The organism is Synechococcus sp. A15-60, from assembly GCF_014280095.1.
Lineage (GTDB): Bacteria > Cyanobacteriota > Cyanobacteriia > PCC-6307 > Cyanobiaceae > Synechococcus_C.
Window position 1 is genome coordinate 393,145 of record NZ_CP047933.1, and the last position, 25,128, is coordinate 418,272.

23 protein-coding genes are annotated in these 25,128 nt (G+C 59.6%); 5 read left to right on the plus strand and 18 right to left on the minus strand.

All coding sequences use genetic code 11. From position 1 onward, the window contains the following. Nucleotides 1-10 precede the first annotated feature (10 nt). The 5 genes from aroC to psbA form a co-directional block, all read right to left on the minus strand. On the minus strand, nt 11-1,099 hold the full coding sequence (aroC, locus tag SynA1560_RS01890; RefSeq protein ID WP_186470030.1) for a chorismate synthase: 1,089 nt from the start codon (nt 1,097-1,099) through the stop codon (nt 11-13). A 34-nt stretch (nt 1,100-1,133) separates the two neighbouring features. Next, the gene (locus SynA1560_RS01895; protein ID WP_186501057.1) at nt 1,134-1,637 is read right to left on the minus strand and encodes a cupin domain-containing protein; all 504 of its coding nucleotides are present in this window, start codon (nt 1,635-1,637) and stop codon (nt 1,134-1,136) included. A 187-nt stretch (nt 1,638-1,824) separates the two neighbouring features. Continuing rightward, on the minus strand, nt 1,825-2,781 hold the full coding sequence (locus SynA1560_RS01900; protein WP_186501543.1) for a bile acid:sodium symporter family protein: 957 nt from the start codon (nt 2,779-2,781) through the stop codon (nt 1,825-1,827). A 24-nt stretch (nt 2,782-2,805) separates the two neighbouring features. Then, nucleotides 2,806-4,140 (minus strand): DUF2252 family protein, encoded by a 1,335-nt coding sequence (locus SynA1560_RS01905; protein WP_255477021.1) that lies wholly within the window; start codon nt 4,138-4,140, stop codon nt 2,806-2,808. Between the two features lie 139 nt (nt 4,141-4,279). After that, on the minus strand, nt 4,280-5,359 hold the full coding sequence (gene psbA, locus SynA1560_RS01910) for a photosystem II q(b) protein (protein ID WP_006040880.1): 1,080 nt from the start codon (nt 5,357-5,359) through the stop codon (nt 4,280-4,282). Between the two features lie 175 nt (nt 5,360-5,534). On the opposite strand from psbA, the gene SynA1560_RS01915 reads away from it, so the two are divergent. Further along, entirely contained in the window at nt 5,535-7,151 is a 1,617-nt protein-coding gene (locus SynA1560_RS01915; protein WP_186501059.1) for a photosystem II high light acclimation radical SAM protein, read from the plus strand. Here the strand turns inward: SynA1560_RS01915 and SynA1560_RS01920 are convergent. The 3 genes from SynA1560_RS01920 to SynA1560_RS01930 are packed head-to-tail and all read right to left on the minus strand — an operon-like array spanning nt 7,115 to nt 9,568. Next, nucleotides 7,115-7,963 (minus strand): lysostaphin resistance A-like protein, encoded by an 849-nt coding sequence (locus SynA1560_RS01920; protein ID WP_370523205.1) that lies wholly within the window; start codon nt 7,961-7,963, stop codon nt 7,115-7,117. The two genes, SynA1560_RS01915 and SynA1560_RS01920, sit on opposite strands and share 37 nt — an antisense overlap. 11 nt (nt 7,964-7,974) lie before the next feature. After that, on the minus strand, nt 7,975-8,295 hold the full coding sequence (gene clpS, locus SynA1560_RS01925; RefSeq protein ID WP_186501545.1) for an ATP-dependent Clp protease adapter ClpS: 321 nt from the start codon (nt 8,293-8,295) through the stop codon (nt 7,975-7,977). Between the two features lie 46 nt (nt 8,296-8,341). Next, nucleotides 8,342-9,568 carry an LL-diaminopimelate aminotransferase gene (locus SynA1560_RS01930; RefSeq protein ID WP_186470034.1) on the minus strand — a complete coding sequence of 409 codons (1,227 nt, stop codon included), beginning with the start codon at nt 9,566-9,568 and terminating at the stop codon, nt 8,342-8,344. Between the two features lie 147 nt (nt 9,569-9,715). Here SynA1560_RS01930 and SynA1560_RS01935 point away from each other — a divergent pair, with 147 nt between their 5' ends. The 3 genes from SynA1560_RS01935 to SynA1560_RS01945 all read left to right on the plus strand — a co-directional run bounded on the left by SynA1560_RS01935 (nt 9,716) and on the right by SynA1560_RS01945 (nt 15,063). Continuing rightward, nucleotides 9,716-12,295 (plus strand): TIGR03960 family B12-binding radical SAM protein, encoded by a 2,580-nt coding sequence (locus SynA1560_RS01935; RefSeq protein ID WP_370523206.1) that lies wholly within the window; start codon nt 9,716-9,718, stop codon nt 12,293-12,295. A 264-nt stretch (nt 12,296-12,559) separates the two neighbouring features. Next, complete coding sequence (locus SynA1560_RS01940; RefSeq protein WP_186501061.1) at nt 12,560-14,494, plus strand: Rne/Rng family ribonuclease; 1,935 nt, start codon at nt 12,560-12,562, stop codon at nt 14,492-14,494. After that, the gene (locus tag SynA1560_RS01945; RefSeq protein WP_186501062.1) at nt 14,491-15,063 is read left to right on the plus strand and encodes a ribonuclease HII; all 573 of its coding nucleotides are present in this window, start codon (nt 14,491-14,493) and stop codon (nt 15,061-15,063) included. The genes SynA1560_RS01940 and SynA1560_RS01945 overlap by 4 nt, the downstream gene beginning before the upstream one ends. Here SynA1560_RS01945 and SynA1560_RS01950 read toward each other — a convergent pair. Next, nucleotides 15,058-15,606, minus strand: a complete 549-nt coding sequence (locus SynA1560_RS01950; RefSeq protein ID WP_186501063.1) for a DUF1997 domain-containing protein — start codon at nt 15,604-15,606, stop codon at nt 15,058-15,060. The two genes, SynA1560_RS01945 and SynA1560_RS01950, sit on opposite strands and share 6 nt — an antisense overlap. Before the next feature lie 50 nt (nt 15,607-15,656). On the opposite strand from SynA1560_RS01950, the gene pheA reads away from it, so the two are divergent. Beyond that, a complete protein-coding gene (gene pheA, locus SynA1560_RS01955; protein ID WP_186470951.1) occupies nt 15,657-16,496 on the plus strand; it encodes a prephenate dehydratase in 840 nt (279 codons plus the stop codon). Here the strand turns inward: pheA and SynA1560_RS01960 are convergent. From SynA1560_RS01960 to SynA1560_RS02000, 9 genes are all read right to left on the minus strand, one after another. Beyond that, a complete protein-coding gene (locus SynA1560_RS01960; RefSeq protein WP_186470039.1) occupies nt 16,472-17,437 on the minus strand; it encodes a methyltransferase domain-containing protein in 966 nt (321 codons plus the stop codon). The two genes, pheA and SynA1560_RS01960, sit on opposite strands and share 25 nt — an antisense overlap. Further along, the gene (locus SynA1560_RS01965) at nt 17,437-18,102 is read right to left on the minus strand and encodes an LON peptidase substrate-binding domain-containing protein (RefSeq protein WP_186470040.1); all 666 of its coding nucleotides are present in this window, start codon (nt 18,100-18,102) and stop codon (nt 17,437-17,439) included. Before SynA1560_RS01965 ends, SynA1560_RS01960 begins: the two co-directional genes overlap by 1 nt. 57 nt (nt 18,103-18,159) lie before the next feature. Then, on the minus strand, nt 18,160-18,480 hold the full coding sequence (gene rpsJ / locus SynA1560_RS01970) for a 30S ribosomal protein S10 (protein WP_006042265.1): 321 nt from the start codon (nt 18,478-18,480) through the stop codon (nt 18,160-18,162). A 148-nt stretch (nt 18,481-18,628) separates the two neighbouring features. Beyond that, nucleotides 18,629-19,828: an elongation factor Tu gene (tuf, locus tag SynA1560_RS01975; RefSeq protein ID WP_186470041.1), complete on the minus strand. Its 1,200-nt coding sequence runs from the start codon at nt 19,826-19,828 to the stop codon at nt 18,629-18,631. 41 nt (nt 19,829-19,869) lie between these two features. After that, nucleotides 19,870-21,945 carry an elongation factor G gene (gene fusA, locus SynA1560_RS01980; protein ID WP_186470042.1) on the minus strand — a complete coding sequence of 692 codons (2,076 nt, stop codon included), beginning with the start codon at nt 21,943-21,945 and terminating at the stop codon, nt 19,870-19,872. An 89-nt stretch (nt 21,946-22,034) separates the two neighbouring features. Next, nucleotides 22,035-22,505 carry a 30S ribosomal protein S7 gene (gene rpsG / locus SynA1560_RS01985; RefSeq protein WP_011932305.1) on the minus strand — a complete coding sequence of 157 codons (471 nt, stop codon included), beginning with the start codon at nt 22,503-22,505 and terminating at the stop codon, nt 22,035-22,037. Nucleotides 22,506-22,582: 77 nt separating this feature from the next. Then, nucleotides 22,583-22,957, minus strand: coding sequence for a 30S ribosomal protein S12 (gene rpsL / locus SynA1560_RS01990; RefSeq protein ID WP_186470043.1), 375 nt, complete (start codon nt 22,955-22,957; stop codon nt 22,583-22,585). A 77-nt stretch (nt 22,958-23,034) separates the two neighbouring features. Beyond that, nucleotides 23,035-23,361 (minus strand): AIR synthase, encoded by a 327-nt coding sequence (locus SynA1560_RS01995; protein ID WP_186470952.1) that lies wholly within the window; start codon nt 23,359-23,361, stop codon nt 23,035-23,037. 42 nt (nt 23,362-23,403) lie between these two features. After that, nucleotides 23,404-25,101 carry a phosphodiester glycosidase family protein gene (locus SynA1560_RS02000; RefSeq protein WP_186501064.1) on the minus strand — a complete coding sequence of 566 codons (1,698 nt, stop codon included), beginning with the start codon at nt 25,099-25,101 and terminating at the stop codon, nt 23,404-23,406. Between the last annotated feature and the right edge of the window lie 27 nt (nt 25,102-25,128).

Here is a 25,128-nt window from a genome sequence, read left to right on the forward strand (position 1 = left end):
CAGCCTTCTGCTACCAGAGGCTGCATTGACCCTGCTGTCTCAGCAGGTGATCGGCCAGGACGAGGTTCACCATCGCTTCCACCATCGGCACGGCCCTTGGCAGCACGCAGGGGTCGTGACGTCCTTTGGCGGCGAGGGTCGTCGCTTCCCCCTTGTCGTTGATGGTCTGCTGCTCCTTGCGGATCGTGGCGGTGGGTTTGAAAGCCACGCGAATCACAATCGGCTCACCGTTGCTGATGCCGCCCTGAATGCCGCCGGAATTGTTGGTGGCTGTGCGCAGTCGACCGTCTTCGCTGGGGAGGAAGGCATCGTTGTGCTCGCTGCCTTTTAGCTGTGTTCCGGCGAAGCCAGAACCAATCTCGAATCCTTTGGTCGCCGGCAGTGACATCACTGCCTTCGCCAGATCGGCTTCCAGCTTGTCAAACACCGGCATGCCAAGACCCACCGGTGGACGATGGACCACGCATTCGATCAGGCCACCGCAGGAATCTCCCTCCCGGCCAATGGCTTCGATGCGCTCGATCATCCGGTCTGCCATGACGGGATCAGGACAACGCACGATGGTCGCTTCCACGTCATCTCTGCTGACACTGTGAATGTCGATGCTGGCCTCCAGATCGTGAATGCGTTTCACCCAGGCAACCACCTCGGTGCCATGGGCCTTGAGCAGCATCTGTCGGGCAATGGCCCCGGCCGCTACCCGTCCAATCGTTTCGCGCGCTGAGGCGCGACCTCCGCCGCTGCGTGCCTGAATGCCGTATTTGGCCTGATAAGTGGCATCCGCATGGGATGGCCGGAAGGCCACTTCCACCTCCTTGTAATCCTGCGGCCGCTGGTCTTTGTTGCGCACCACCATGGCGATCGGTGTTCCCAGCGTCATGCCGTCCATCACGCCGCTGAGGATTTCCACTTGATCGGCTTCCTTGCGTGGTGTCGTAATGCGACTTTGGCCAGGCTTGCGTCGGTCCAGTTCGGCTTGGATGGCCTCTCGACTGATCTCCAGCCGTGGTGGACAACCCTCCAGGATCACGCCAACCCCGCCCCCGTGGGATTCCCCAAAGGTGCTGATACGGAAGAGGGTGCCGAAACTGCTGCCCAACGGAATGCCTTCGCTGGCACGAGCGTAAGAGAGCTCAGATCAGCGTGTTCAACGCACCAGGTGGGTGCTGGTCAGAGGAGCGGTCTCGCAGCATCTCGAAGTCATCAAAGTCGAAGCCAGGCCCGACGCAGCAGCTCACTAAGGAGTACTGACCTTCCGCCCGGGCCGCCATCCAAGTCCCGGCAGGCACCACATGAACTGGTTGATGCAGGGACAACACCGTCTGTTGGGCCACGCCACCCTCTGGTTGCAGGGTCCAGAGGCTCAGGGGTGAGCCTTGAAGGTGTGTCCAGACTTCGTTAGCGTGGTGAACGGCATGCCATCGGCTGAGGGACCCTGCATCCAGTAGATAAAGAATCGTGGTGATGGCTGGGCGTTGCTGCCCATCGTCTCGCTGAACCGACAGCGCGCTGCGGTGCAACTCCTTAAACCAGCCGCCTTCCGGATGAGGGGTCAATTGCCACTCTCGGATCAGTTGATCCACCACTTGTTGGGGGGATCGCGTCGATGAGGGGGTGTCCGGGGGCGAGTCAGGCATCAGTTCTGAGCTTTCACGAGGCGCAGCTGTCCCCAGAAGAACCTGAGCTCATCGTGAGCGCAACCCACGGATCCATCAGCGTCACGGGCGGCTTCCCCCGAGAGAGTGGTTCAAGAGCCGCAGGTCACGCTGTTGGCATCGCTGCTGAAAGTGATGGTGATCGTGGCGGTCTGTTTCGGCTGTCGACTCAGCCCGCCGCGGGTATTGCCGGCTTGTTGGAGTGCAGGCCTCGCCGCCAAAGGATGAAGGGAAGGATGGTGACCGTCATCAGCACGCCGTAGACCGCTGAAGGAAGGCTGAAGCCGTTCAGTTCTCCCTGCGTCAGTGCGGGGCCAATCAGCGAGCCGACGACGATGCCGATGGTGCCGTTTTGAAAGCCCGCTTCAATCGACAGGGTTGTGGTCTGAGCCGTGGGTAGCTGTAGCAACGCACCGAGCGCAAGGCCGATGGCCAGCATGAGCACATTGAGACTTAGCAGGGTGGGTCCGATGATCGAAAGATTGGAGGTGAACACGCTCCATTGACTGATCAGGGTTCCAACCACGATGAGCAGGAACAGCAGATTGGCCAGCCGACTGGCTGTCGGTTCCACACGTTCACAGAACTGTGGCGCGAGCTGTTTGAGCCACACGCCAATCAGCACCGGCACGGTGGCGATTGAAAACACCTTCAGGCTGAGTGGAAGGATCGAGAGCTGCATGGTTTGATTCGGCACGAACACTGGTGCTGTGACGCCAAGAATCAGCGGCAGGCTGATGGCCGTTAACAAACTGGCCAGCGCGGTGTAGGAGATCGACAGGGCAACATCACCACGTGACAGGCGTGTCATCACATTGGAGGTAATGCCACCCGGGCAGCAGCTCAGCAGCATCACGCCGACGGCCAGTTGACCATCGAGACCGAACAGGCGGAGCAGCAGGAACGCCACCACTGGTAGCACGATCACCTGAGCGAGCGAACCGGCCAGCAGTGCTCGTGGTTGTCGAAAGGCGCGGGTGAAGTCTTCCAGTTGGAGCGACAAACCCAGGCTCAGCATGATGAAAGCCAGGCCGACGGAGAGAACGAGTTCGATCAAGGGCGATCCAGCCGCACAAAAAACTTCGGCAAGACTATTGGCAAAACTAACTGTGGCCCTCCAGGCAATCGTTGAGGCTCGCGACCAAAGTTTTTATTGCATCATCAGTGCGTCTGAATGCACATGAAAATCATTCCAGTCGCGACGCACTTGCTCTGCATAAGGTTGTGACACTGAGCGCACGAAATATTGGAACTCTGAGGGCTGATCGTAAGCAATGAGATTGAGCTTGTCCTCGAAAGGGGATGTTGCTTGATTGTTGGCGAGACGCCGCGCTGCGCGTCGATGTTTGAGAGCAAGCACTTCTCCCCACTGCTTCGCCATCAGGAGAAATGCTTTGGAAGAAAGTTGTGTTGTATCAAAGTCGCGCTTGTAAGGACAGCGCTCGCGTATCGAGTAACTTTCATGTTCGAGGTTGAGCCATCCCAGATGATGATCTGGGAAATCAGAGAGTGCCCTGTAAGCATCAGCATGACGAATAGCATGACTAGAGAAGTTCTGGTTGTATTCGTCTGTCTCCTCTTGGCTCATGTATCCATAGGCTGTGGGTTGATGTTGGAGTTTGATATCTAGGATGAGGTCATGCTCTTCTGAACCATGATCCCTTTCGCGGATCAGAGCATAAAAGCGTTGATTGCCCAATGAGCCTGTGCCTGCCCCGATTCGCTCAACAACATCAAGAATTTGCATGGGGCTTTCTGTAAGTTCGAGACCTAACGATTCATCGCGACGTTTTCGATAGCTGTTGAGAGCAGCCCTTAATTGTTCACTCCGCTGGGCGTCCAGTGGCTTAACTTTACTTGGGTTATCCCTGAAAAGACGTTTTTCTGAACCGATTGTCCATTTTTCGAGCATTCTTCTCCTGGAGCTTTTCTTTTCAGTTTTTTTTAGAAATTCCGAGAGTGGTTTGCAGGTGTTGTTGGAGGTGAATGTGGCGGCGAATAGTTTTTCTGCTTTGATTGTTTTCTTAAAACTCTTTAAGTAAGAGCTGGAAAATGTATCTAGCGCGGTGCTGATTGTTTCTGCGTCAAAGAGGTGGCGTTCCCAGCAGTCGAGAACGATGCTCGTTGAGAATCGCCAAATGTCGTACTGATAGTCGGCAACAAGCGAATCGTCGAAATCGTCAAAGCCAAAACAGACACTTTCGCCTTGATGCTTGAAGGCGCCCATGTTGTAAACATGAGAATCGCCTTGAAGCCATGTTCTAGACCATGCAGCTCCTCCGAATTGATGGAGTCTCCAGGATCCTGCAAAATCCGCCCAGAACAAATGGTTGGTTCCGCGATAAAAAATATAAGGGGATTGAGCCATCTTTTGGAATTTGATCCGTTTTGGCTCCTGTGGCAGATACGAATTTTGGCCCCGAATCGCTTCTAAGATTTTGCCGTTCCGGTCATAGCTTTTTGATTCGCCAATCAGGTCTCTCATGCTGGTGGCGCCTCTCCCTTTTCTGCTGTTGTTCTAGCTAGGAGCGTTCCACCGATTCGTCTTTAAGCCAACAAAAAGCCCCCTCGCGAGAGGGGGCTTTCCGATTCAACCGAAGCTGAATCTTTTGCAGACTTCAGCCTCAGCCGATGGCGGGAGCTTGCAGAGCCACAGGAGTGGACTCAGCAGCAGCCAGGTCGAGGGGGAAGTTGTGAGCGTTGCGCTCGTGCATCACTTCCATGCCGAGGTTGGCGCGGTTCAGCACATCAGCCCAGGTGTTCAGGACGCGGCCCTGACCATCAAGGATGGACTGGTTGAAGTTGAAACCGTTCAGGTTGAAAGCCATGGTGCTGACGCCCAGGGCAGTGAACCAGATGCCGACAACGGGCCAGGCAGCCAGGAAGAAGTGCAGGCTGCGGCTGTTGTTGAAGGAGGCGTATTGGAAGATCAGGCGACCGAAGTAACCGTGGGCAGCCACGATGTTGTAGGTCTCTTCCTCTTGGCCGAACTTGTAGCCGTAGTTCTGGGACTCGCTCTCGGTGGTTTCACGCACCAAGGAGGAGGTCACCAGGGAGCCGTGCATGGCGGAGAACAGGGATCCACCGAACACACCTGCGACGCCCATCATGTGGAAGGGGTGCATCAGGATGTTGTGCTCAGCCTGGAACACCAACATGAAGTTGAAGGTGCCAGAGATGCCCAGGGGCATGCCGTCAGAGAAGGAACCCTGACCGAAGGGGTACACCAGGAACACGGCGGAGGCAGCAGCCACAGGTGCGCTGTAAGCAACGCAGATCCAGGGGCGCATGCCGAGGCGGTAGGAGAGTTCCCACTCGCGGCCCATGTAGCAGAAGATGCCGATCAGGAAGTGGAAGACAACCAGCTGGTAAGGACCGCCGTTGTACAGCCACTCGTCGAGAGAGGCAGCTTCCCAGATGGGATAGAAGTGAAGGCCGATGGCGTTCGAGGAGGGCACAACAGCACCGGAGATGATGTTGTTGCCATAGATCAGGGAGCCAGCAACGGGCTCACGGATGCCGTCGATGTCGACGGGGGGTGCTGCGATGAACGCAACGATGAAGCAGGTGGTGGCAGCCAGCAGGGTGGGGATCATCAGCACACCAAACCAGCCCACATACAGGCGGTTGTTGGTGGAGGTGACCCACTCGCAGAAGGACTGCCAGCCATTGGCGCCGGAGCGCTGCTGAATGGTGGTGGTCATGAGAACGGGAAAGAATGTCTCCGAAGAGACGGGTTATGGAAGGGCAGGAAGCCCTGCCGAGCCAGAGTGTAAAGCAACATTGCGCAACGTGTAGGCACGTTCATGAAGCTGACATGAAGAACCGTTGAGCTGGTGGTTCGGCGCTCCAGCAGAGGTGCTTGTTAGCGTCCGATCCATGCAGGGAATCACTCAACAGCCAGCGTTATCAGCTCTGAATGATCCGTCAGACGAACGGGTGCTTCTTGTTCGCCTGCCTTGCAACCCCATCTTTCCGATCGGCCCGATCTATTTGGCTGATCATCTGCACAAGTGTTTTCCCGGCATGCCACAGCGCATCCTGGATCTCGCGGCGTTGCCGGTGCTGGATGTGCACCGCGTGCTGCGCATCACCATCGATCAGTTCCGTCCCACGCTTCTGATCTTCTCCTGGCGAGACATCCAGATTTATGCACCGGTGGATGGGCGTGGTGGTAACCCGCTGCAGAATTCTTTTGAAGTGTTCTATGCACGCAATCCGCTGAAACGGATGCATGGGGCCCTCGGTGGTTTGCGGCTGATGACCAGCCACTACGGAGAGTTATTCCGCAATCAAGCGCTGGTGCGCCAGGGAGTGAAACGAGCGCGGCGCCACCATCCCAAAGCTCGCGCTGTGCTCGGTGGTGGTGCCGTCAGTGTGTTCTATGAGCAGCTGGGGCGTTCACTGCCGAAGGGAACCATCGTCTCCATCGGAGAGGGAGAGCCTTTGCTCGAAAAGCTGATCCGCGGTCAGTCACTTCAAGACGAGCGCTGTTTTGTTGTTGGAGAAGCCATCCGACCAGGGTTGATTCATGAGCAGCCGGAAAGTCGTCCCAAGACAGCCTGCGATTACGACTACATCGCTTCAATTTGGCCCCAGCTCGACTGGTACCTCGAAGGTGGTGATTTCTACGTTGGCGTGCAGACCAAGCGCGGTTGTCCTCACAACTGCTGCTACTGCGTCTACACCGTGGTTGAGGGCAAGCAGGTGCGCCTTAATCCCGTGCAGGAAGTGGTGAAGGAGATGCGACAGCTCTACGACCGCGGTGTGCGCGGGTTCTGGTTCACCGATGCGCAGTTCATCCCCGCTCGGCGTTACATCGAAGACGCCAAGGAGCTTCTCCGTGCCATCAAAGCTGAGGGGCTGACCGGCATCCGTTGGGCGGCCTACATCCGTGCCGACAATCTTGATCCCGAGTTGGCTCAGCTGATGGTCGAGACCGGCATGAGCTACTTCGAAATTGGTATCACCTCGGGTTCGCAGGAGCTCGTCCGCAAAATGCGCATGGGATACAACCTGCGCACAGTGCTCGAGAGCTGTCAGATGCTTGCGGAGGCCGGATTCCGTGACCACGTCTCGGTCAACTACTCGTTCAACGTCATTGATGAGCGCCCAGACACGATCCGTCAGACGATCGCTTATCACCGAGAACTGGAACGCATCTTCGGCGCCGAGCAGGTGGAGCCGGCCATCTTTTTTATCGGCTTACAGCCCCACACACACCTGGAGCAATACGGATTTGAACAAGGGCTGATTAAGCCTGGCTACAACCCGATGAGCATGATGCCCTGGACGGCACGCAAGCTGCTCTGGAATCCTGAGCCCATGGGGAGCACCTTCGGCCAGGTATGTCTTGAGGCCTTTGATCGCAACCCCTCCGACTTCGGGCGCACGGTCATGAATCTGCTTGAACGTGATTACGGCGAAGCCCCACTGAACGAAGCACTCCGTGCCTCACTTCATGGTCGCGCTGCCCTTGCTAAAGCCGTCAGTTGACGCTGAAGCAGCAGGCTGAGGGCCGCGATGCCGATAAGTCCACCCAGGGGGTTTGCATGAGGTCCCCCCGGACCAATGAGCCACTCCGGTGCACTAGGCGAGATCTGCAGCAGTCCGGCCCTCAGGGCGAACCAGCCGCCAACTAGGCCACCGTGAAGTCCAACGCATCCCCATAAGGACCCTCCATCCAGTCGGCGTTGCACGGCAAGCACCAGCCCAAGCAGCATCAGACCTGTCAGCAACCCGATCATCGGCAGGACTCCTTGATCGAAGCGGGTGTGCGCCAAGCTGAAAATGACCGCCTGAGCGATCACCGCGAGACGGCTGCCGGCGAGCTCATGCAACTCTCCCCAGAGCCAGCCGCGGAAGAGCAGCTCTTCCGCCAGGCCCACGCCGAAGCAGAGCAAAATCGCATTGAGGACGTCTCCGCTGGTGAGCTCTCCCAGCCATCGTCCCCATGACCCAAAGATGAGTGGGAAGCAGATCAGCGCCAACAGACCTACGGAGCGCAGCAATCCGTAGCCCAGGCAAACAACGCCAGCGGGCTCTCCCCTGCGACTGCGAAGCCCCAGTGTCAACCAGGGGTGGCGACTGTTCCAGCGCTGCCGTACCCAGCTCGGCAGCAAAAGAATGAATAGCAGCAGGCTCCCGATCGTGCCGATCAACGACAGCCGTGCCGCCGAGGCCTCGGGCAGCACTTGGGCCAGCGGTTGCGCCAGGAGCCACCCCAGCCCATAGAGCACCGGAATCAGCAAGGTGGTTGTGATCCAGCGCGGATGTGCCTGGAGCAGACGTCTCCAGGTCTTCACGATGACGTGAACGATCAGTTTTCCGGCTCGATACTGCTAGTGAGGCCCTTGCCCTTCAGCGTTTCGCAGTAGAACTCGGCTGGCTCAAGGTCGCAGACGATGACGAGCCCGACCCCCGTGTTGTGAGCTTCGAGCATCACTGCCATGCAGTCCTGTTCACTCAACTGCGGGACCACCTGACGCAGGGTGGCGACCACGTACTCCATGGAGTTCACGGGGTCGTTGTGAAGCAGCACCTTGTAGCGGGGTGAGCGCTTGCGCACCCGCTCCGTTTCTTGATCTAGAACCGCAGCACCACCGGGTTTTGAGCTGGGAGACTCCACTGCCATCGCCATGGTTTTCAGCTGATTGAAATGTAAAGCGACCGAGGTCAAGGTGGGATCAGAGGGCCTTGATCCGAGCCATCGCCATGTCGACATTTTCGCGACTGTTGAATGCCGACAGTCGGAAGTACCCCTCTCCGGCTGCACCGAAACCACTTCCTGGCGTGCCCACAACATTCGCCTGATTGAGCAGGTGGTCGAAGAATCCCCAGGAATCCATGCCGTTGGGGGTTTTGATCCAGACATAGGGAGCATGTTCACCGCCATAGGTGGTGAGACCCGCGGCATTGAGTTCACGGCGAATGATCGCGGCGTTCTCCATGTAGAAGCCCACCAGGGCCCTCACCTCCTGTTGTCCCTCTTCGGAATACACCGCTTCAGCACCGCGCTGAATGATGTAGCTGACGCCATTAAATTTGGTGCTCTGGCGGCGATTCCAGAGTCCCCAGAGTTCCACGGATTCGCCGTTGGCGGCCTTGCCTTTCAACCCTTTGGGCACCACCGTGAAGGCGCAACGGGTGCCTGTGAAACCTGCGTTTTTGGAGAACGAGCGGAATTCAATAGCGCACTCCCGCGCTCCTTCGATTTCAAAGATCGAACGGGGCAGGCTCGGATCCTGAATGAACGCTTCATAAGCAGCATCAAAAAGGATCAGAGCACCGTTGCTGCGCGCGTAATCCACCCAGGCCTTGAGCTGCTCCCGTGTGGCCACTGCACCGGTGGGGTTGTTAGGGAAGCAGAGATAGATCAGATCGACCGGCTCATTGGGGATCTGAGCAGCGAAGCCATTGTCAGCGCTGATCGGTAGATAGCTCAGGCCCGCGTAGCGCCCCTCATCGCCGGCATCACCAGTGCGTCCGGCCATCACATTGCTATCGACATACACGGGATAAACAGGATCGGTCACCGCGATGCGATTGCCTTTGCCGAGAATGTCGAGGATGTTGCTGCTATCGCACTTGGAGCCATCAGAGACAAAGATCTCCTCAGCGCTGATCTCGCAGCCTCGGGCTTGAAAGTCGTGCTTGGCGATCGCATCGCGCAGCCAGCCGTATCCCTGCTCAGGGCCGTAGCCGTGGAAGCCCTCCGCAGTCCCCATTTCATCGATGGCCGCTTTCATGGCCTCTCGGCATGCCAGCGGCAGCGGCTCGGTTACATCACCAATGCCGAGGCGAATCAGAGCCGCGTCGGGATTGGCAGTGCTGAAGGCTTTCACTCGACGGCCGATCTCGGGGAATAGATATCCCGCCTTGAGTTTGAGGTAGTTGCCGTTGACCTGAACCACGGAAAAGCCGCTGTGTTGCGGGCATCCTCCTACATACGATGCAGTGAGCCGGGTCGGCACAACGTGACCGTCGCTCTGAACCCATCCATCGCACCGGTCGCGTTCGACGCCCTTGTGGATGCCGGCATCAACCGGCCAGCCCGCTACATGGGCCATGAACTCGGTGTGGAGCCCCGTGACTGGCAAGGAGCACGCGTGCGCTGGGCGCTCACCTACCCCGAGATCTACGAGGTGGGCTCCAGCAACCTCGGGCACATCATTCTCTATTCGATCCTCAATGCCCTTCCCGGCCAAGTGTGTGATCGGGCCTATCTCCCTGCCGCCGATCTGGCTCAACGTTTGAAGGAGCGTGATCAAGCACTCTTCGGTGTGGAAAGCCGTTGGCCGTTGAATGCCTTCGACATCCTGGGCTTCAGCCTCAGTTATGAGCTGGGTGCCACCAACATCCTGCAGATGCTGGATCTCTGCAGGGTGCCGATTCGTGCCGCGGATCGCGGTGATCGACCTTTGGGTGACCCTGACGCTCCGCCGCTGATCTTCGCTGGGGGCCCCACGGCCACCAGCAATCCGGAGCCCTATGCCGCGTTCTTCGATTTCATCGTGCTTGGTGACGGTGAAGAACTGCTGCCTGAGATTGGGCTTGTGCTGGCGGAGGGGAAAGAGGCGGGGCTGAGTCGCTCGGACTTGTTGCGCGACCTTGCTTTGGTGCCAGGGGTCTATGTGCCCTCGCTCTATGCCCCCGGGGCGGACGGAGTCACCATCGAACCCTTGGAACCAGGCCTGCCTCCGAGGGTGTTGCGGCGGGTGGCAACGCCGATGCCCCATTACGCCATGGGTCTTGTGCCTCATGTGGAGACGGTGCATGACCGGCTCACCGTGGAGATCCGTCGCGGCTGCACCCGTGGCTGCCGGTTCTGTCAGCCAGGAATGCTGACCCGCCCTGCCCGCGATGTGGAGCCGGAGGCGGTGATCGAGGCCGTGGAGACCGGTATGCGCAAAACCGGCTACAGCGATTTCTCGCTGCTGTCGCTCAGCTGCAGTGATTACCTGGCCCTGCCTGCCGTTGGTGTTGAGCTCCGCAACAGACTTGCGGACCGCAATGTCACCCTGCAGCTGCCTAGCCAACGGGTGGATCGCTTTGATCAAGACATTGCCCATATTCTTGGTGGCGCGCGTCAGGCAGGGCTGACCTTTGCGCCCGAAGCAGGCACGCAACGCCTCCGCGACATCGTCAACAAGGGCCTCACCGATGACGACCTGTTGCAGGGGATCCGAACGGCGATGCAGAACGGATTTCGCAAGGTCAAGCTCTATTTCATGATCGGCCTTCCCGGGGAAACGGATGCCGATGTGCTGGGTATTGCAGAGACCTGCCGGATGCTGCAAGAGCGGTGCAGGGATCTGGGGCGCCTGAGCCTCAACATCACCATCAGCAACTTCACACCAAAGCCGCATACGCCATTTCAGTGGCACAGCGTGTCGACGGCGGAATTCATCCGGCGCCAGCAGTTGCTCAGGGACGCCGGACGGCGATTGCGGGGTGTGCGCTTCAACTTCACCGATGTCCGTCTCTCGGCCATGGAGGATTTCATCGGGCGCGGTGACCGACGTCTGGCGCCCGTGATCGAGGCCGCCTGGCGCGCAGGTGCCGGAATGGACGCCTGGTTCGAGGCGCTCGATCGCACCTATGAAGCTTGGACAGGTGCCATCGCAGCGGCCGGTTTGGACGGGCGTTATCGCCAGATGGAGCTGGGTGGCTGGGCTGCTGTGGCTGCTCTGGAACGAGAGGATCTCAAAGGATTCTGTGCTCAGCCTCTGCCCTGGGATCACATCAACAGCGGCATCGACAAGGCCTGGCTGGCGGAGGATCTTCAGCAGGCTCTAGCGGCCACTGTGGTGCCTGACTGCTCCTTCGAAGGATGCAGCAGTTGTGGGGTTTGTGGGTCTGATCTGGGGCACAACGTGGTGGTGCCTCCACCTCCGGTGCCCGGTGCTGTTGCCCAGCAAGCCCCTCCGAGTGAACGGGTCTGCCGTCTACGTTTTCGCTTCAGCAAAACTGGGGCCATGGCCCTGCTGAGTCACCTCGATCTGGTGCGATTGCTGGAACGCGCCCTGCGTCGCAGTGAATTACCGGTGAGCTTCACCGGTGGCTTCCACCCCTTGCCCCGCCTGCAGTTGGCCCTGGCTTTGCCTTTGGGTGTTGAGGCGGAAGGGGAATGGATGGACCTTGAGTTCCTCGAGCCCATGCCTCCCGCCGAGGTGATGGAACGTTGGCAAAAGGCACTGCCGCCAGGACTGCGCCTGCTGGAGGTTCAGGAGGTGCCGGTGTCGTCACCCAAGCTCTCGCAGCAGCTCCAGGCCAGTCGGTGGCGCTTTGTGCTCAGCGGCACTCTCAATGCGCCGTCGGATGGGGGTTCTCTCTGGCAGCAGGCCATCCGTGATCTGCTCGATCTGCGGGAGCTGATCTGGGAGGACACCGATAAGAAAGGACGACCGCGTCGCCGCGACATGCGGGGGCTGCTCCAAAGCCTCAGCCTCGTGGAACTGATCGCTGACAACCCTGCTGCTGAGCCATGCGCTGCCGAGCTCGAGTTGATCGCTGCCATTGATTCTCAGGGCCGCAGCCTCAAACCAGCGCAGCTGCAAAGCTGGTTGGCTTGCCAGCTGGGTTTTGAGTTGTCACTGTCGCGCGTGCGACGGATGGAGCTCACCCTGCTGCAATGTTAAATTCGGGTCAGGACTTCAATCCAGAGGCTTGAGCCATGGATGCGTCCCGGTCTTCTTGTCCCATTCATTGTTTGGAACGAGAGGTCTGAGCCTTCGTTCCAGCCGGCGTCACAGCGCTGCAGCGGATCGACCATAGGAGTGTTTCACTCCGTGCCATTGCGACCTGCGGGTCCTTTCCAGAAGCAATTTCAATTTCCTCCGTTTAACGGCCCAGTTGGTCCGTTGAACGGCATTTGTCCTGACGGGCTGCGTCAGTTCCTGTTTATGCCCCAACAAATCGTCATCGCCGAGCAGCTGCGCATCGCGGCAGTTCTGTCTGATGACCGCGTTGATGAACTGATCGTGGCGCAGGGCCGCTATCAAATCGGCGATGTGTATCTCGGCACAGTGGAGAACGTTCTGCCGGGCATCGACGCCGCTTTCGTGAACATCGGCGAGAGTGAAAAGAACGGTTTTATTCACGTCACGGATCTCGGTCCGCTGCGTCTCAGGAAAGGGGCGGCAGGAATTACAGAACTGCTGGAGCCTCGCCAGAAGGTGCTGGTTCAGGTGATGAAGGAGCCCACCGGCACCAAGGGCCCGCGTCTGACCGGCAATCTTGCTCTGCCGGGGCGCTACCTCGTGCTGCAACCGAGCGGACAGGGCGTGAACATCTCCCGTCGGATTGGTGCTGAGGGGGAGCGCAACCGTTTGCGTGCCCTCGGTGTTCTGATCAAGCCACCGGGCGCAGGCCTCCTGATTCGCACCGAAGCTGAGGGAATCAGCGAAGATCTGCTGATCGACGACCTGGAGTCACTGCTTCGTCAGTGGGAAGCCATCCAGAAAGCAGCGGAAACGGCATCCCCCCCTGTTCTGCTCAACCGAGATGAGGATTTCATTCACCGCATCCTTCGGGACCACATTGGTCCTGATCTGGTGCGCGTGGTGGTCGATGAAGCGGATGCCGTTGAGCGGGTGACCAGCTTCCTCGGTCAGGAAGGCGCCAACGTGTTAGTGGAAGCGCACAGCGAATCCGATGAGCTGCTGGAGCACTTCAAGGTGAACGCCGCGATCCGTGATGCGCTCAAGCCGCGGGTTGATCTCCCTTCAGGCGGCTACGTGATCATCGAGCCCACCGAGGCGCTCACGGTGATCGATGTCAATTCGGGATCGTTCACCCGGTCCGCGAATGCGCGTGAGACGGTTCTTTGGACCAACTGTGAGGCGGCTGCTGAGATCGGCCGGCAGCTGAAGCTCCGCAATATCGGTGGGGTGATCATCGTCGACTTCATCGATATGGATTCCCGCCGGGATCAGCTCCAGCTTTTGGAGCATTTCACGACCGCGATCCGTGATGATTCCGCGCGCCCTCAAATTGCGCAGCTTACGGAGCTGGGGCTTGTGGAGCTGACACGCAAGCGCCAGGGTCAGAACATTTATGAGCTGTTTGGGCGCGCGTGCCCGAGCTGCGGCGGACTGGGCCACGTGGCGGTGCTGCCCGGTAAAGATCTCCTGCAGCCTCTGGCGACCGCGACCGGCTTGGTGCGGTCGGCAGCCTCTGCACGAGCGGAGGTCTCTGCTCCATCTGAGACCGGTGGAGGGCGCCGTCGTCGCGGTGGCCGTGGTCGTGTAGGAGCTGCGTCTGAAGCAGTGAGCCCAGCGGAAGCACCCCTGGACGCTCAGGTTGCTGGCGAATCCAGCACGGAGGCGACGGAACCCGCAGCTGCCACCCGTCGCCAGGATCCAGAACTGGTGGCCGTTCCGATGGATGACGATCAGGAAAAGGTGTACGGCTGGCTCGGCCTGAATCCTATGTTGCTTCTGGATCCCCCGCCAGAGAACGACAACTTGATGGTTCGCGTTGTGCGACCTGGGGAGGATGCCGACACTGTGCTTGAAGATGCGCGTCAGCAACTGGCCGCAGGTTCTGGGCGTCGCCGGCGTCGCGGCAATCGTGGTGGTCGAGGCAGCGCGCGCACTGCTTCTGCATCCCCCACGTCAGCACCTGAACCCATCGCTGCGCGCGCGGACGAGAAGCCGTTGTTGGTGGAGATCACACCCCTGGAAGTGGCCCCCCTCATCGAGCTGCCACCGGAACCCACTCCGGCGGCTGTTGCGGCCCAGGAACCTGTCGCCGTGGCTGTTGCAGAGCCCGAGATGCCTCCAGCTGAAGCGCGTCCTGGTCGCCGCCGGCGTCGCTCTTCGGCCGTCATGGAGTGATCGTTGGTGTTGATGAGGTTGGTCGTGGCTGTTGGTTCGGTCCCGTCTTTGCTGGCGCGGTGTGCCTCACCCCTAAAGCCGCCGAAGCGCTTTCTGATCTTGGACTGACCGACAGCAAAGCGCTGTCTCCGAAACGACGTGCGGCACTGGTTCCGGAAATTCAAGCCCGGGCCATGGTTTGGGCCCTTGGTCAAGCATCAGCGCGTGAAGTGGATGCCCGTGGCATTCGTGTCGCGACGGAGCTGGCGATGTTGCGGGCCCTCCAACGCCTTCCGAAAGCGCCGGATCTGGTGCTCGTCGATGGTGTTCTCCCCCTGCGCCTCTGGCCTGGTGCACAGCGCACCATTGTCCGTGGAGACAGCAAAGAAGCCTCAATCGCTGCAGCCAGTGTGCTGGCCAAAGAAGCGCGCGATGCCCTGATCCGCCGCATGGCGCTGCGTTTTCCCGGGTATGGGTTGGAGCGTCATGCTGGTTATGGCACAGCCCGCCACCGGGCGGCGCTGCTCGAGGCAGGGCCGACGCCGATGCATCGCCAAAGCTTTCTCAGCAAAGTCTTGCCGGCTTCATGACCGGGCCTCATTGAGCCCCGCCTCTTGATGCGGAGATTGGGCACACCAATCTTGAAAATCTCTGACCAGTTGCCGGCCCACCCGGCCCTTGATCGTTACCAGGATGCCGTTGAGAATCGACTCACCGGTGCTCTCCAAAACACGTTTTGGAATCAGTTTCAGCAGCGGTGGCTGGCTCACGGTGACGCCCAGTCGGGCTTCACCCTGCAACCCCTGATCGCTGACTTCCAGCACGGCTTCCAAGCTCAGCTGAAAATCGTCCACCAGACCCAACCCCTGCAATGTGGCGTCTAACGCCTGAATGGAAATCGATCCGTCTCCGCACTCAGTTTTCAGGGAGACCACGGGTGCGACCTGAAGTTGAAACACCTGCAGGGTCGTCACCGTGTAGCGATACCGCGAGGGGCCGGTTGCTTCCAGTTGCTGGGGATCCAGCAAGGCCTTGATCACGCGGTCCTCTTCCTGCAGGTAGCGGCGCAGGCGGTCCGTCTGATTCGCAACCGGCAGATCGAGATGCTGTCTGGCGCGGAAGGCCAGGCTCATGCCCCTTGTGCTGACACGGCATGATCCTATCGATGCGAGTGCAGGGATCCATGCCGATGCGGGTGGCGTTTCTAGGGCCGAAGGGCACCTATGGCGAGCGGGCTGCCAAAGCAATGCTGCAGTTGGAGCAGCTCGGCGATGCTGATCTTGTGGCTTGCACCGGATTGCGGGCGGTGGTGGAGCACGTGGCAGATGGCCGCTGCGAGGCCGCCGTCGTGCCTGTTGAGAACTCGGTCGAGGGAGGGGTTACTGCCAGCTTGGATGCGCTCTGGACCCATCGTGAGCTCTGCATCCGCCGCGCTCTGGTGTTGCCCATTCGTCATGCGCTGCTGAGCAGTGGCACTCTGGAGGGCATTAGCGAAGTGCTGTCGCACCCACAGGCTTTGGCGCAATGCAGCGGTTGGCTGGCCACGCATCTGCCACAGGCGCTGCAGTTGCCCACCACTTCGACAGCCGAAGCCGCCCGGATGGTGAAGGGCAGTCGCTTCAGAGCGGCGATTGCGGATCGAGCGGTGGGCGAGCATCAGGAGCTCGATCAACTCGCCTTCCCCATCAACGATGTGGCAGGCAATTGCACACGGTTTTTGCTCCTCTTCCGAGGAGAGCCACTACGGGAGGGACAAGTCGCAAGTTTGGCGTTCTCGCTGCATCGGAATGCGCCTGGTGCTCTCATTGAGGCACTCCAGGCCATCGCGGGTTTAGGGCTCAATATGAGCCGGATCGAGTCACGTCCCTCGAAGCGTGAACTTGGTGAGTACGTATTTTTCGTTGATGTGGAACTTCCAGCCGAGAACTCTGCAGCAGCGCTGACCCAACTGGCGAGCCGCCTTGAACCGCTCTGCGAGCACCTGGCGGATTTTGGTGCTTACCCCAGCTCTGAGCTCAGTTGATCAGGGTTGAGGCGGAACACCCCGAACTGCATCATCCCCCGCGCGAAGGCCCAGCGCATCAGCATCAGGGTCGGTGTTTCCCGCAATCCCTGCAGCACGGCGGGTGGTCCGAGTCTGAGCACGGCCGCCGGTCGGCGAAAACCTTCAAGGATGGAATCATTCCAGGATGGCAGCGTGGATTCCGTCCAGTCGCTGGTGTCGACCAGGCCGCGACGTTGATCACTGCATTCCAGGTTGTGCTGGAACCCAGGGATGCTGGCAAATTCCGGATGAGCCCATTGGGTCAGCAACTGATGCATCACCCAGCGTTCCCGTGAATCAAGGGCACCGTCGCGAGGGTCGCGGCGGTTCCAGTCGGCGACGGCCAATGCCCCTCCGGGCTTGAGCACTCGGAGCAACTCATCGGCGAAGCGTTGTTTGTCAGGCATGTGAGGACCTGCTTCAACACTCCAAACGCCATCGAATTCGCCATCGGCGAGGTTCAGATCCAGGGCATCCATCACGGCGAAGCGGCAGGACAGCCCCTCCGGAGTCAATTCGGTGGCTCGTCGGATTTGGGCCGGGCTGATGCTGATGCCGAGCACATCAAAGCCATAGTCGCGAGCCAGGATTCTGGCGCTGCCGCCAATGCCACAGCCCACGTCCACCACCTTGGAACCCGGCGGCAGCCGATCCAATCCACTCCAGTGCACGAGTTCATGCACGAAATCAGCCTTGGCACGCCTGAAATCACGACGTCTCGGCGGATTGCCGTAATGCCCGAGATGGACATGCTCACCCCAGAGGGTTTCCAGTAATCGATCGTCGGTCCAGGCGTCGTAGGCGGAGGCCACGCTTTCGCTGGAGTGGTAGGCCCGGTTGCGGCGCGTCCAGAGTGCGTATATGCCGGCAGCTGCAGCAATCCCAACGGCAGTTGGGGCAAGGAAAGTGGGGAAAGACATCAACCGTCGTTGCCGGAATCGGCGGAGGAAAGGGTGTCGCGCAGCACCGTGCGAGCCGCGAGCTGACGCCGCGTTTCATCGAGCATTTCGAACTCCTGTTCGAGCCTGGTGCGGGTGCAAGTGAGTTCCAGCAGTTCCTGCTGTTGATCGGCCACGGGGCCGCCGAGATGTGCACCGATCCAGAACGACAATTCCCGAGGTAGATCAGGAAGGTCTTCCGGCAGTGCGGTGGGAGAGTCGGTGAGCTTGCCTGTGAGCTCGACCACATCACGGAGGGCGGTGGTCACCGATTCAGTGAGCGTGTGCAAAGCATCGATGTTGTCTTCCGGATCGTCTTCGATCCAGCTGACCATGGCACTTCGGAACGGAGTTTCACGGGTGACGTTCAGCACTCTGAATCGCTGTTGGCCCAGCGTGATGATGTTGCTCCGGCCGTCCTCGCCGGTCTGGTGTTGAATCACTTCCGCGCAGCAGCCGATCGGGGCCATGCTCTGGCTGCGGGGATCCCAACGCACCACTCCAAAACGTCGATCGGTTTCGAGGACGCTCTGCAGCATCATTCGGTAGCGCGACTCGAAGATGTGCAGCGGCAGAACGTCGCTTGGAAATAGAACGACATCCGGCAGAGGAAAGAGAGGCAGTTCTCTGACGGACAGATCAGCCACGCAGGAAACAATCGAAGGGAGAGATCCTAGGCAGCTGATCGGGGCTTTGTGCTCGGCTCAGAGCTTCACTTCGATGTCAACGCCACTGGGCAGATCCAGCTTCATCAGGGCATCAATCGTCTTGGCAGACGGGCTGTAGATGTCGATGATGCGGCGGTGGGTGCGCGTCTCGAAGTGCTCACGGGAGTCTTTGTCGACGTGGGGGGAGCGGAGCACGCAGTAGATCTTGCGCTTCGTGGGAAGAGGGATCGGGCCGATAGCAGTCGCTGCTGTGTTGTCAGCCGTTTCAATGATTTTGTCGCAGGACAGATCCAGCATGCGGCGGTCAAACGCTTTGAGGCGGATGCGGATCTTCTGCTGAGCGATGGCAGTGGACATGAAGCGCGAAGAAATCTCCGAAGGAGATGACGAAAGGTGGATTGTCGAGGTGCAGATCGAATGTCAATCAGACAGTTCGACTCGATCAAAAAATAGTAAGGGATGGCCCGGCCGGAACCGGACCACCCTCAGAGATCTGGGACTCAGATCACTCGATGATCTTGGAGACCACGCCGGCACCAATGGTGCGGCCGCCCTCGCGGATGGCGAAGCGCATGCCTTGCTCGATGGCTACGGGGCAGATCAGTTCGCCGGTCATCTGGATGTTGTCACCAGGCATCACCATTTCAACGTTGCTGCCGTCTTCGGCAGTGAAGGCGGTGATCTGACCGGTCACGTCCGTTGTACGGATGTAGAACTGCGGGCGGTAACCAGCGAAGAAGGGGGTGTGGCGACCACCCTCTTCCTTCTTCAGCACGTACACCTGACCCTCGAACTTGGTGTGAGGTGTGATGGAGCCGGGCTTCACGAGCACCATGCCGCGCTCGATGTCTTCCTTCTGGATGCCGCGGAGCAGGAGACCAACATTGTCGCCAGCCATACCCTCGTCGAGCAGCTTGCGGAACATCTCAACACCGGTGACGGTGGTCTTGCGGGTGTCCTTGATGCCGACGATTTCGATTTCTTCGCCGACCTTGACGATGCCACGCTCGATCCGGCCGGTGGCCACGGTGCCCCGACCGGTGATGGAGAAGACGTCTTCAACGGCCATCAGGAAAGGCTTGTCAACCTCACGCTCGGGCTCGGGGATGTTGGCGTCAACAGCCGCCATCAGCTCTTCGATCTTGGCTTCCCACTCGGCTTCGCCTTCGATGGCCTTCAGGCCGGAGACCTGCACCACGGGGATGTCATCGCCGGGGAAGTCGTAGCTGGAGAGCAGCTCGCGGATCTCCATTTCCACCAGCTCGATGATCTCCTCGTCATCGACCATGTCGCACTTGTTCAGTGCAACCACCAGTGCGGGAACACCCACCTGCTTGGCCAGAAGGATGTGCTCCTTGGTTTGAGCCATGGGGCCGTCGGTGGCGGCACACACCAGGATCGCGCCGTCCATCTGGGCGGCACCGGTGATCATGTTTTTCACGTAGTCCGCGTGACCGGGGCAGTCAACGTGGGCGTAATGACGGCTATCGGTTTCGTACTCAACGTGGGCGGTGTTGATGGTGATGCCGCGCTCACGCTCCTCAGGAGCACCGTCGATGTCGGCGTAATTTTGCACTTCTGCCTGACCCTTCTTGGCGAGCACGTTGGTGATCGCAGCGGTGAGGGTGGTTTTGCCGTGGTCAACGTGGCCGATGGTGCCGATGTTGACGTGGGGCTTGTTCCTTTCAAACTTCTCGCGTGCCATTTGTGTAAAGAATCGAGGGGTGAATTAAGGGTGTTTAGAGATCAGGAATTGCCCTGATTCTTGGAGATGATGGCCTCGGCCACATTGCGAGGAACATCCTCATAGTGGCTGAATTCCATCGAGAAAATACCCCGACCCTGGGTCATGGATCGGAGCTCGGTGGCGTAGCCGAACATCTCGGCCAGGGGCACCTTGGCCGAGACTTTCGACGTGCCATCGTCAATTGCCTGACCTTCAACCTGTCCTCGACGGGAGGACAGGTCACCGATGATCGAGCCGAGGAAATCCTCGGGGACCTCGACCTCAACTTTCATCATCGGTTCAAGAAGCACAGGATTGCACTTCTTGACCGCATCTTTGAAAGCCATGGAGCCGGCGATCTTGAACGCCATCTCCGACGAGTCCACATCGTGGTATGAGCCATCGACCATGGTGACTTTCACGTCGATCATGGGGAATCCGGCAATCACGCCGGACTCGCAGGTTTCCTTCATGCCCATTTCAGAGGGCTTGATGAATTCCTTGGGGACCACGCCGCCAACAATTTTGTTGACGAATTCGAAGCCGGATTCAGGCTCGCCGGGCTCCATTTCGATCACAACGTGACCGTACTGACCCTTACCACCGGTCTGACGGGAGAACTTGCCTTCACCACCAGCAGAGCTGCGGATGGTTTCGCGATAGGACACCTGAGGAGCGCCGATGTTGGCTTCCACTTTGAATTCCCGCAGCATGCGGTCCACGAGAATCTCGAGGTGCAGCTCGCCCATGCCGGCGATCACGGTCTGACCAGTTTCCGCATCGGTGTTGACGCGGAAGGTGGGATCTTCCTCAGCCAGTGCAACCAGCGCTTTGGAGAGCTTCTCCATGTCGCCCTTGGTCTTGGGCTCAACAGCCACAGAGATCACAGGCTCAGGGATGAACAGGGTCTCCAGGACGATCGGAGCGTCAGAGGAACACAGGGTGTCACCTGTGGTGGTGTTCTTCAGTCCGAGCACGGCACCAAGATCGCCGGCGCGCAGGGCGTCAACTTCCTCGCGGTCATCCGCCTTGAGCACCACGAGGCGGGAGATGCGCTCCTTCTCACCCTTGGTGGAGTTGAGCACATAGCTGCCTTTCTCGAGCACGCCGGAATACATCCGGACGAAAGTGAGCTTGCCATAGGGGTCGGCCATGACTTTGAACGCCAGAGCGCTAAAGGGTGCGCTGTCGTCGGACGGACGGACGGCTTCCTTGCCATCGGGCAGCACGCCTTGGATGGGAGGAACGTCGATCGGCGCAGGCAGGTAATCGACAACGGCATCGAGAACCAGCTGGACGCCCTTGTTCTTGAAGGCGGAACCGCAGAGAACCGGCACCAAACCATGCTTCAGCACGCCTTCACGGATGCCTTTCTTCAGCTCTTCAGTGCTGAGTTCGCCAGATTCCAGGAACGTCTCGATCAGGGCCTCATCGGTCTCGGCGACGGCTTCCATCAGGAAGTTGCGCCATTCCTCAACCTGATCCTTCATGTCTTCAGGAACATCGGTCACTTCGATGTCCTGTCCAAGGTCATCTTTATAGATGTGTGCCTTGTTCTCGACGAGGTCGATGATGCCGCTGAGTTCCCCTTCAGCTCCGATGGGGAGCTGTATCGGTGCTGCGTTGGCCTTAAGGCGATCTTTGATTTGGCCGTGGACCTTAAGAAAATCCGCACCGGTGCGGTCCATTTTGTTGACGAACACCATCCGGGGAACGGAATAGCGATCGGCTTGCCTCCAAACGGTTTCCGATTGGGGCTGAACACCGCCCACAGCACAGAACACGGCGATCACTCCATCGAGCACACGCATCGAGCGCTCCACCTCAATGGTGAAGTCAACGTGCCCAGGCGTGTCGATGATGTTGATGCGGTGATCCTTCCAGCTGGTGGAGATGGCTGCAGCTGTGATGGTGATGCCACGCTCACGCTCCTGGGCCATCCAGTCGGTCACTGCGGCGCCATCGTGCACCTCGCCGATCTTGTGAACCACACCCGAATAAAACAGGATCCGTTCTGTCGTGGTGGTTTTGCCAGCATCAATATGCGCGGCGATACCGATATTTCTGACGCGTTCCAGGGGGAAGTCGCGGGCCACAGGAATTCTCCGGGGTGGGGCGTGAAAAGGCGGGTGAGACTCTACAGGTCAGCCATGAACATTCGTGTTGATGGCTGTCCTGTAAGGAATCAGTAGCGGTAGTGGGCGAAAGCCTTGTTGGCCTCGGCCATTTTGTGGGTTTCTTCGCGCTTGCGAACGGCGCTGCCCGCTTCGTTGGCAGCGTCCATCAGTTCACCAGCCAGTTTCTGGGCCATGCTCCGGCCGTTGCGTGCACGGGAGAAGCTCACCAGCCAACGCAGAGCCATGGCTGTGCCCCGCTCCTGGCGCACTTCCATGGGCACCTGGTAGGTCGCACCACCAACACGACGTGCACGCACCTCAACCAAAGGAGTGGCGTTCTTGACAGCGGTTTCGAATAGTTCGATGGGGTCACCGCCGGTCCGCTCGCCGATCAGGCTGAACGCATCGGAAAGAATCCGCTGTGCGGTCGACTTCTTGCCGTGCTTCATCAACCGAGCCACCAGCATGGTGGCGAGGCGGTTGTTGAACTGAGGATCAGGAAGAACCGGGCGCTTAACGGCGGCGTTACGGCGTGACATGGACTGTCAAATCTGGATAAAGAACAGGGTGTTGGGGGTGACGGTTACGGGGCGGTCCCGATGAGGACCGCATGGCATCACTCCTTGGGAGTCTTGGCTCCGTACTTCGAGCGGGACTGGCGACGGTCCTTCACACCGGCGGTGTCAAGCGTTCCGCGAATGATGTGGTAACGCACGCCAGGCAAATCTTTGACACGACCACCGCGGATCAGCACCACCGAGTGCTCCTGAAGGTTGTGGCCAATGCCGCCGATGTAAGCGGTCACCTCGAATCCGGAGGTGAGGCGCACACGGGCCACCTTGCGAAGGGCCGAATTGGGCTTTTTGGGTGTGGAGGTGTACACGCGGGTGCACACGCCACGGCGCTCGGGGCAGGCCTTCAGGGCGGGTGATTTGGTTTTCGCCTTAGAGCTCTGGCGCTCAGTGCGGATCAGTTGCTGGATGGTTGGCATCGACGGTCGCGTGGCGGCCGGAGATCCGACCTGGTTCGACAATCCATCACCTTACCGGGTCGCCTTCCCTGTCCCTTTCAGATCCGGCTGAAGGCGCTTCCGCAGGCGCAGCAGCGCACTTGATCACTGCTGAGGATCAAAAAGCCTCCCCCGCTGATGTCGCTTCGGTAGTCGAGGGTCAGCCCTTCAAGCAATTTGAGCTGCGCTTCGGGGGCGTGGAGTGTCACGCCATCAGCCCGGGCAACGGGAGTGCCAGCGAGATGCCCTGGCTGCAGGCGAATCACGTTCTGTTCGCAGTGCCCCTTGGTGAGATCGAGGTGCATCAAACCTGGGGTGCCAGCAACCGCGGCCTGGCGGCCCAACTCAGCGGCGGCGGTTGCGGTGATCTGCAGCACGGCTCCCATGGTCTGCGGCACGACGGTGTATTGAGTTTCGCAGCATCGCGTTCAGGGGCGGACAAAGCCAAGCCCGTTCTGAATGCGGGGTGTGACGCCGCGACCGGTCATCAAGGTGTGGTTGGCCGCCACCAAGGTGGTGGAGCTGCCGCCATCAAGATTGAGGGCGTCGCTAATCCCCAGCTGCTGCAAGGCCAGTGTGGTCTCCAACAACGTGGGATCGCTGCCGGAACGACCTCGCAGGGTGAACAGCCACACGCGTTTGTCGTCCTGTCCCACCACAGTGCGAGGGGCTGATTGGGAAAGGAACCCTTGACTGAAGCCTTCCTGACGTCCTTTCAGCACCACCTGGCCCCCCCTCAACAGCAAGGGGCCTCCCCCAAGAATCTGAGGTTGTTGGCCGACTGGGCTTGAGGGTCGAAGGTTGATGCTGACCTGATCCCCTGGCTTTGCGGGCAGTGCTACTCCCGCCCGCGACACAATCAAGGAGCTGCCGGCGGCGAGAGGCACGCCGCGTATCAATGCGGCTCCATCATGCAAACCGATGACCTTCCCAGCGCGGATGGAGATGGCTTTCTCCTCGCCACTGAGCGCTGTGTAAACCGGCCCCCAGGCGCGGGTGTAACGACTCAGCCCCCGCTGTACATAGCCGCTGTTGAGCTGGCCGAGATCCCATCGACGTCCTCCAGCGACCTCGAGGGTCTGATCCAGCTGCAAGCGGTCGAAGAGCAGGGGCTGGCCGATGGACCAGCCGACCGCACCGCGGTTGAGAATCGGGCCTGAGACCCAGGTGCCATCGACGCGAATGGCACCCAGCGGGAGTTGACGCACGCGATTGAAAAACCCACCGTTCACAGCGGTGAGAGCCCGTTCCTGCTGCGCCAACTGCGTCAGATAGCGGAGTCCGGTCTGGGATCCCTGGGCTGCCAGCGGACGCAGGCTGAGGTTGTTGCTGTCAAAGCGCGTGCCAGCGCGGTAGATGAGCAGCGGTTTGACACCAACGCGCACGGTTCGCACATCGAGCACCAGTCCCTGAGCTTGCGCGGTCTTGATCGCAGGGCTCATCAATGCCGCATGCAACGGGTTGCCTTGGGCCAAAGGGCTTGGACTCTGTGTCGCGTTCAGGCCATCGATCACGATCCGCCAAGGCCCCGCCAACGTGAGCGTTGGCTGTTCGCTTTTGCCCATCAAAACCAACGATTCAGACTGGCGTCGCGTGGTCAGTCCGATCCGCTTGAGCTGCGCGTTCTGTGCAGGGGTTGTCCTCACTCCGAGGAGCAGGTCATCATCCCTGCGTTGCATCAGCGCCGGGCCACTGAGGTCAAGCACCAGGCGTCCTGCTGTGCTGCCTTTGCCTTGACGCAGTGCGAGCACGCGTGGCGAGGGGAGTGTGAGCGATAAAACCTCGCCGTTTCTGCTGCTGCTCACATTCAGAGATCTGAACCAGGGTGCGGCATCCACGGCGACCTCATCGTCCAAGATGCGCGTCGGTAGTGATGCCAGCAGGCGCCGCTCTCCGAACCATTCGAGCGCCTCGCCCGCTCGCTCCTGGACTCGGTGGAATCCCAGCCTGCCGATGAGGATGTCGAGGGGAATCCAAAGCTGTCGAGGGGATCGTTGGTTGCCACCGATCCAGGACCAAGCTCCCTCGGTGGTGATCCCACCGATGCGAATCGCATCGCCTTGGCTCTGCTCCGCTTCCCGAATCTCAATGGTGGGAGGAGGGGGAGGAGGAGGTGGTAAAGGCATGCGAAAACGCTAGCCGGGGTGGTCAAT

Excerpts from the sequence above, each read along its gene's own strand:
- SynA1560_RS01940 (WP_186501061.1), top strand. The coding sequence starts at position 12,560 with ATGCCCCAACAAATCGTCATCGCCGAGCAGCTGCGCATCGCGGCAGTT.
- SynA1560_RS01950 (WP_186501063.1), bottom strand. The coding sequence starts at position 15,606 with ATGAGCCTGGCCTTCCGCGCCAGACAGCATCTCGATCTGCCGGTTGCG.
- clpS (WP_186501545.1), bottom strand. The coding sequence starts at position 8,295 with ATGGCGATGGCAGTGGAGTCTCCCAGCTCAAAACCCGGTGGTGCTGCG.
- SynA1560_RS02000 (WP_186501064.1), bottom strand. The coding sequence starts at position 25,101 with ATGCCTTTACCACCTCCTCCTCCCCCTCCTCCCACCATTGAGATTCGG.
- SynA1560_RS01995 (WP_186470952.1), bottom strand. The coding sequence starts at position 23,361 with ATGGGAGCCGTGCTGCAGATCACCGCAACCGCCGCCGCTGAGTTGGGC.
- tuf (WP_186470041.1), bottom strand. The coding sequence starts at position 19,828 with ATGGCACGCGAGAAGTTTGAAAGGAACAAGCCCCACGTCAACATCGGC.
- rpsG (WP_011932305.1), bottom strand. The coding sequence starts at position 22,505 with ATGTCACGCCGTAACGCCGCCGTTAAGCGCCCGGTTCTTCCTGATCCT.
- psbA (WP_006040880.1), bottom strand. The coding sequence starts at position 5,359 with ATGACCACCACCATTCAGCAGCGCTCCGGCGCCAATGGCTGGCAGTCC.
- pheA (WP_186470951.1), top strand. The coding sequence starts at position 15,657 with ATGCCGATGCGGGTGGCGTTTCTAGGGCCGAAGGGCACCTATGGCGAG.
- SynA1560_RS01895 (WP_186501057.1), bottom strand. The coding sequence starts at position 1,637 with ATGCCTGACTCGCCCCCGGACACCCCCTCATCGACGCGATCCCCCCAA.
- SynA1560_RS01960 (WP_186470039.1), bottom strand. The coding sequence starts at position 17,437 with ATGTCTTTCCCCACTTTCCTTGCCCCAACTGCCGTTGGGATTGCTGCA.
- rpsL (WP_186470043.1), bottom strand. The coding sequence starts at position 22,957 with ATGCCAACCATCCAGCAACTGATCCGCACTGAGCGCCAGAGCTCTAAG.
- SynA1560_RS01905 (WP_255477021.1), bottom strand. The coding sequence starts at position 4,140 with ATGAGAGACCTGATTGGCGAATCAAAAAGCTATGACCGGAACGGCAAA.
- SynA1560_RS01915 (WP_186501059.1), top strand. The coding sequence starts at position 5,535 with ATGCAGGGAATCACTCAACAGCCAGCGTTATCAGCTCTGAATGATCCG.
- rpsJ (WP_006042265.1), bottom strand. The coding sequence starts at position 18,480 with ATGTCCACTGCCATCGCTCAGCAGAAGATCCGCATCCGCCTCAAAGCG.
- SynA1560_RS01935 (WP_370523206.1), top strand. The coding sequence starts at position 9,716 with ATGGGCCATGAACTCGGTGTGGAGCCCCGTGACTGGCAAGGAGCACGC.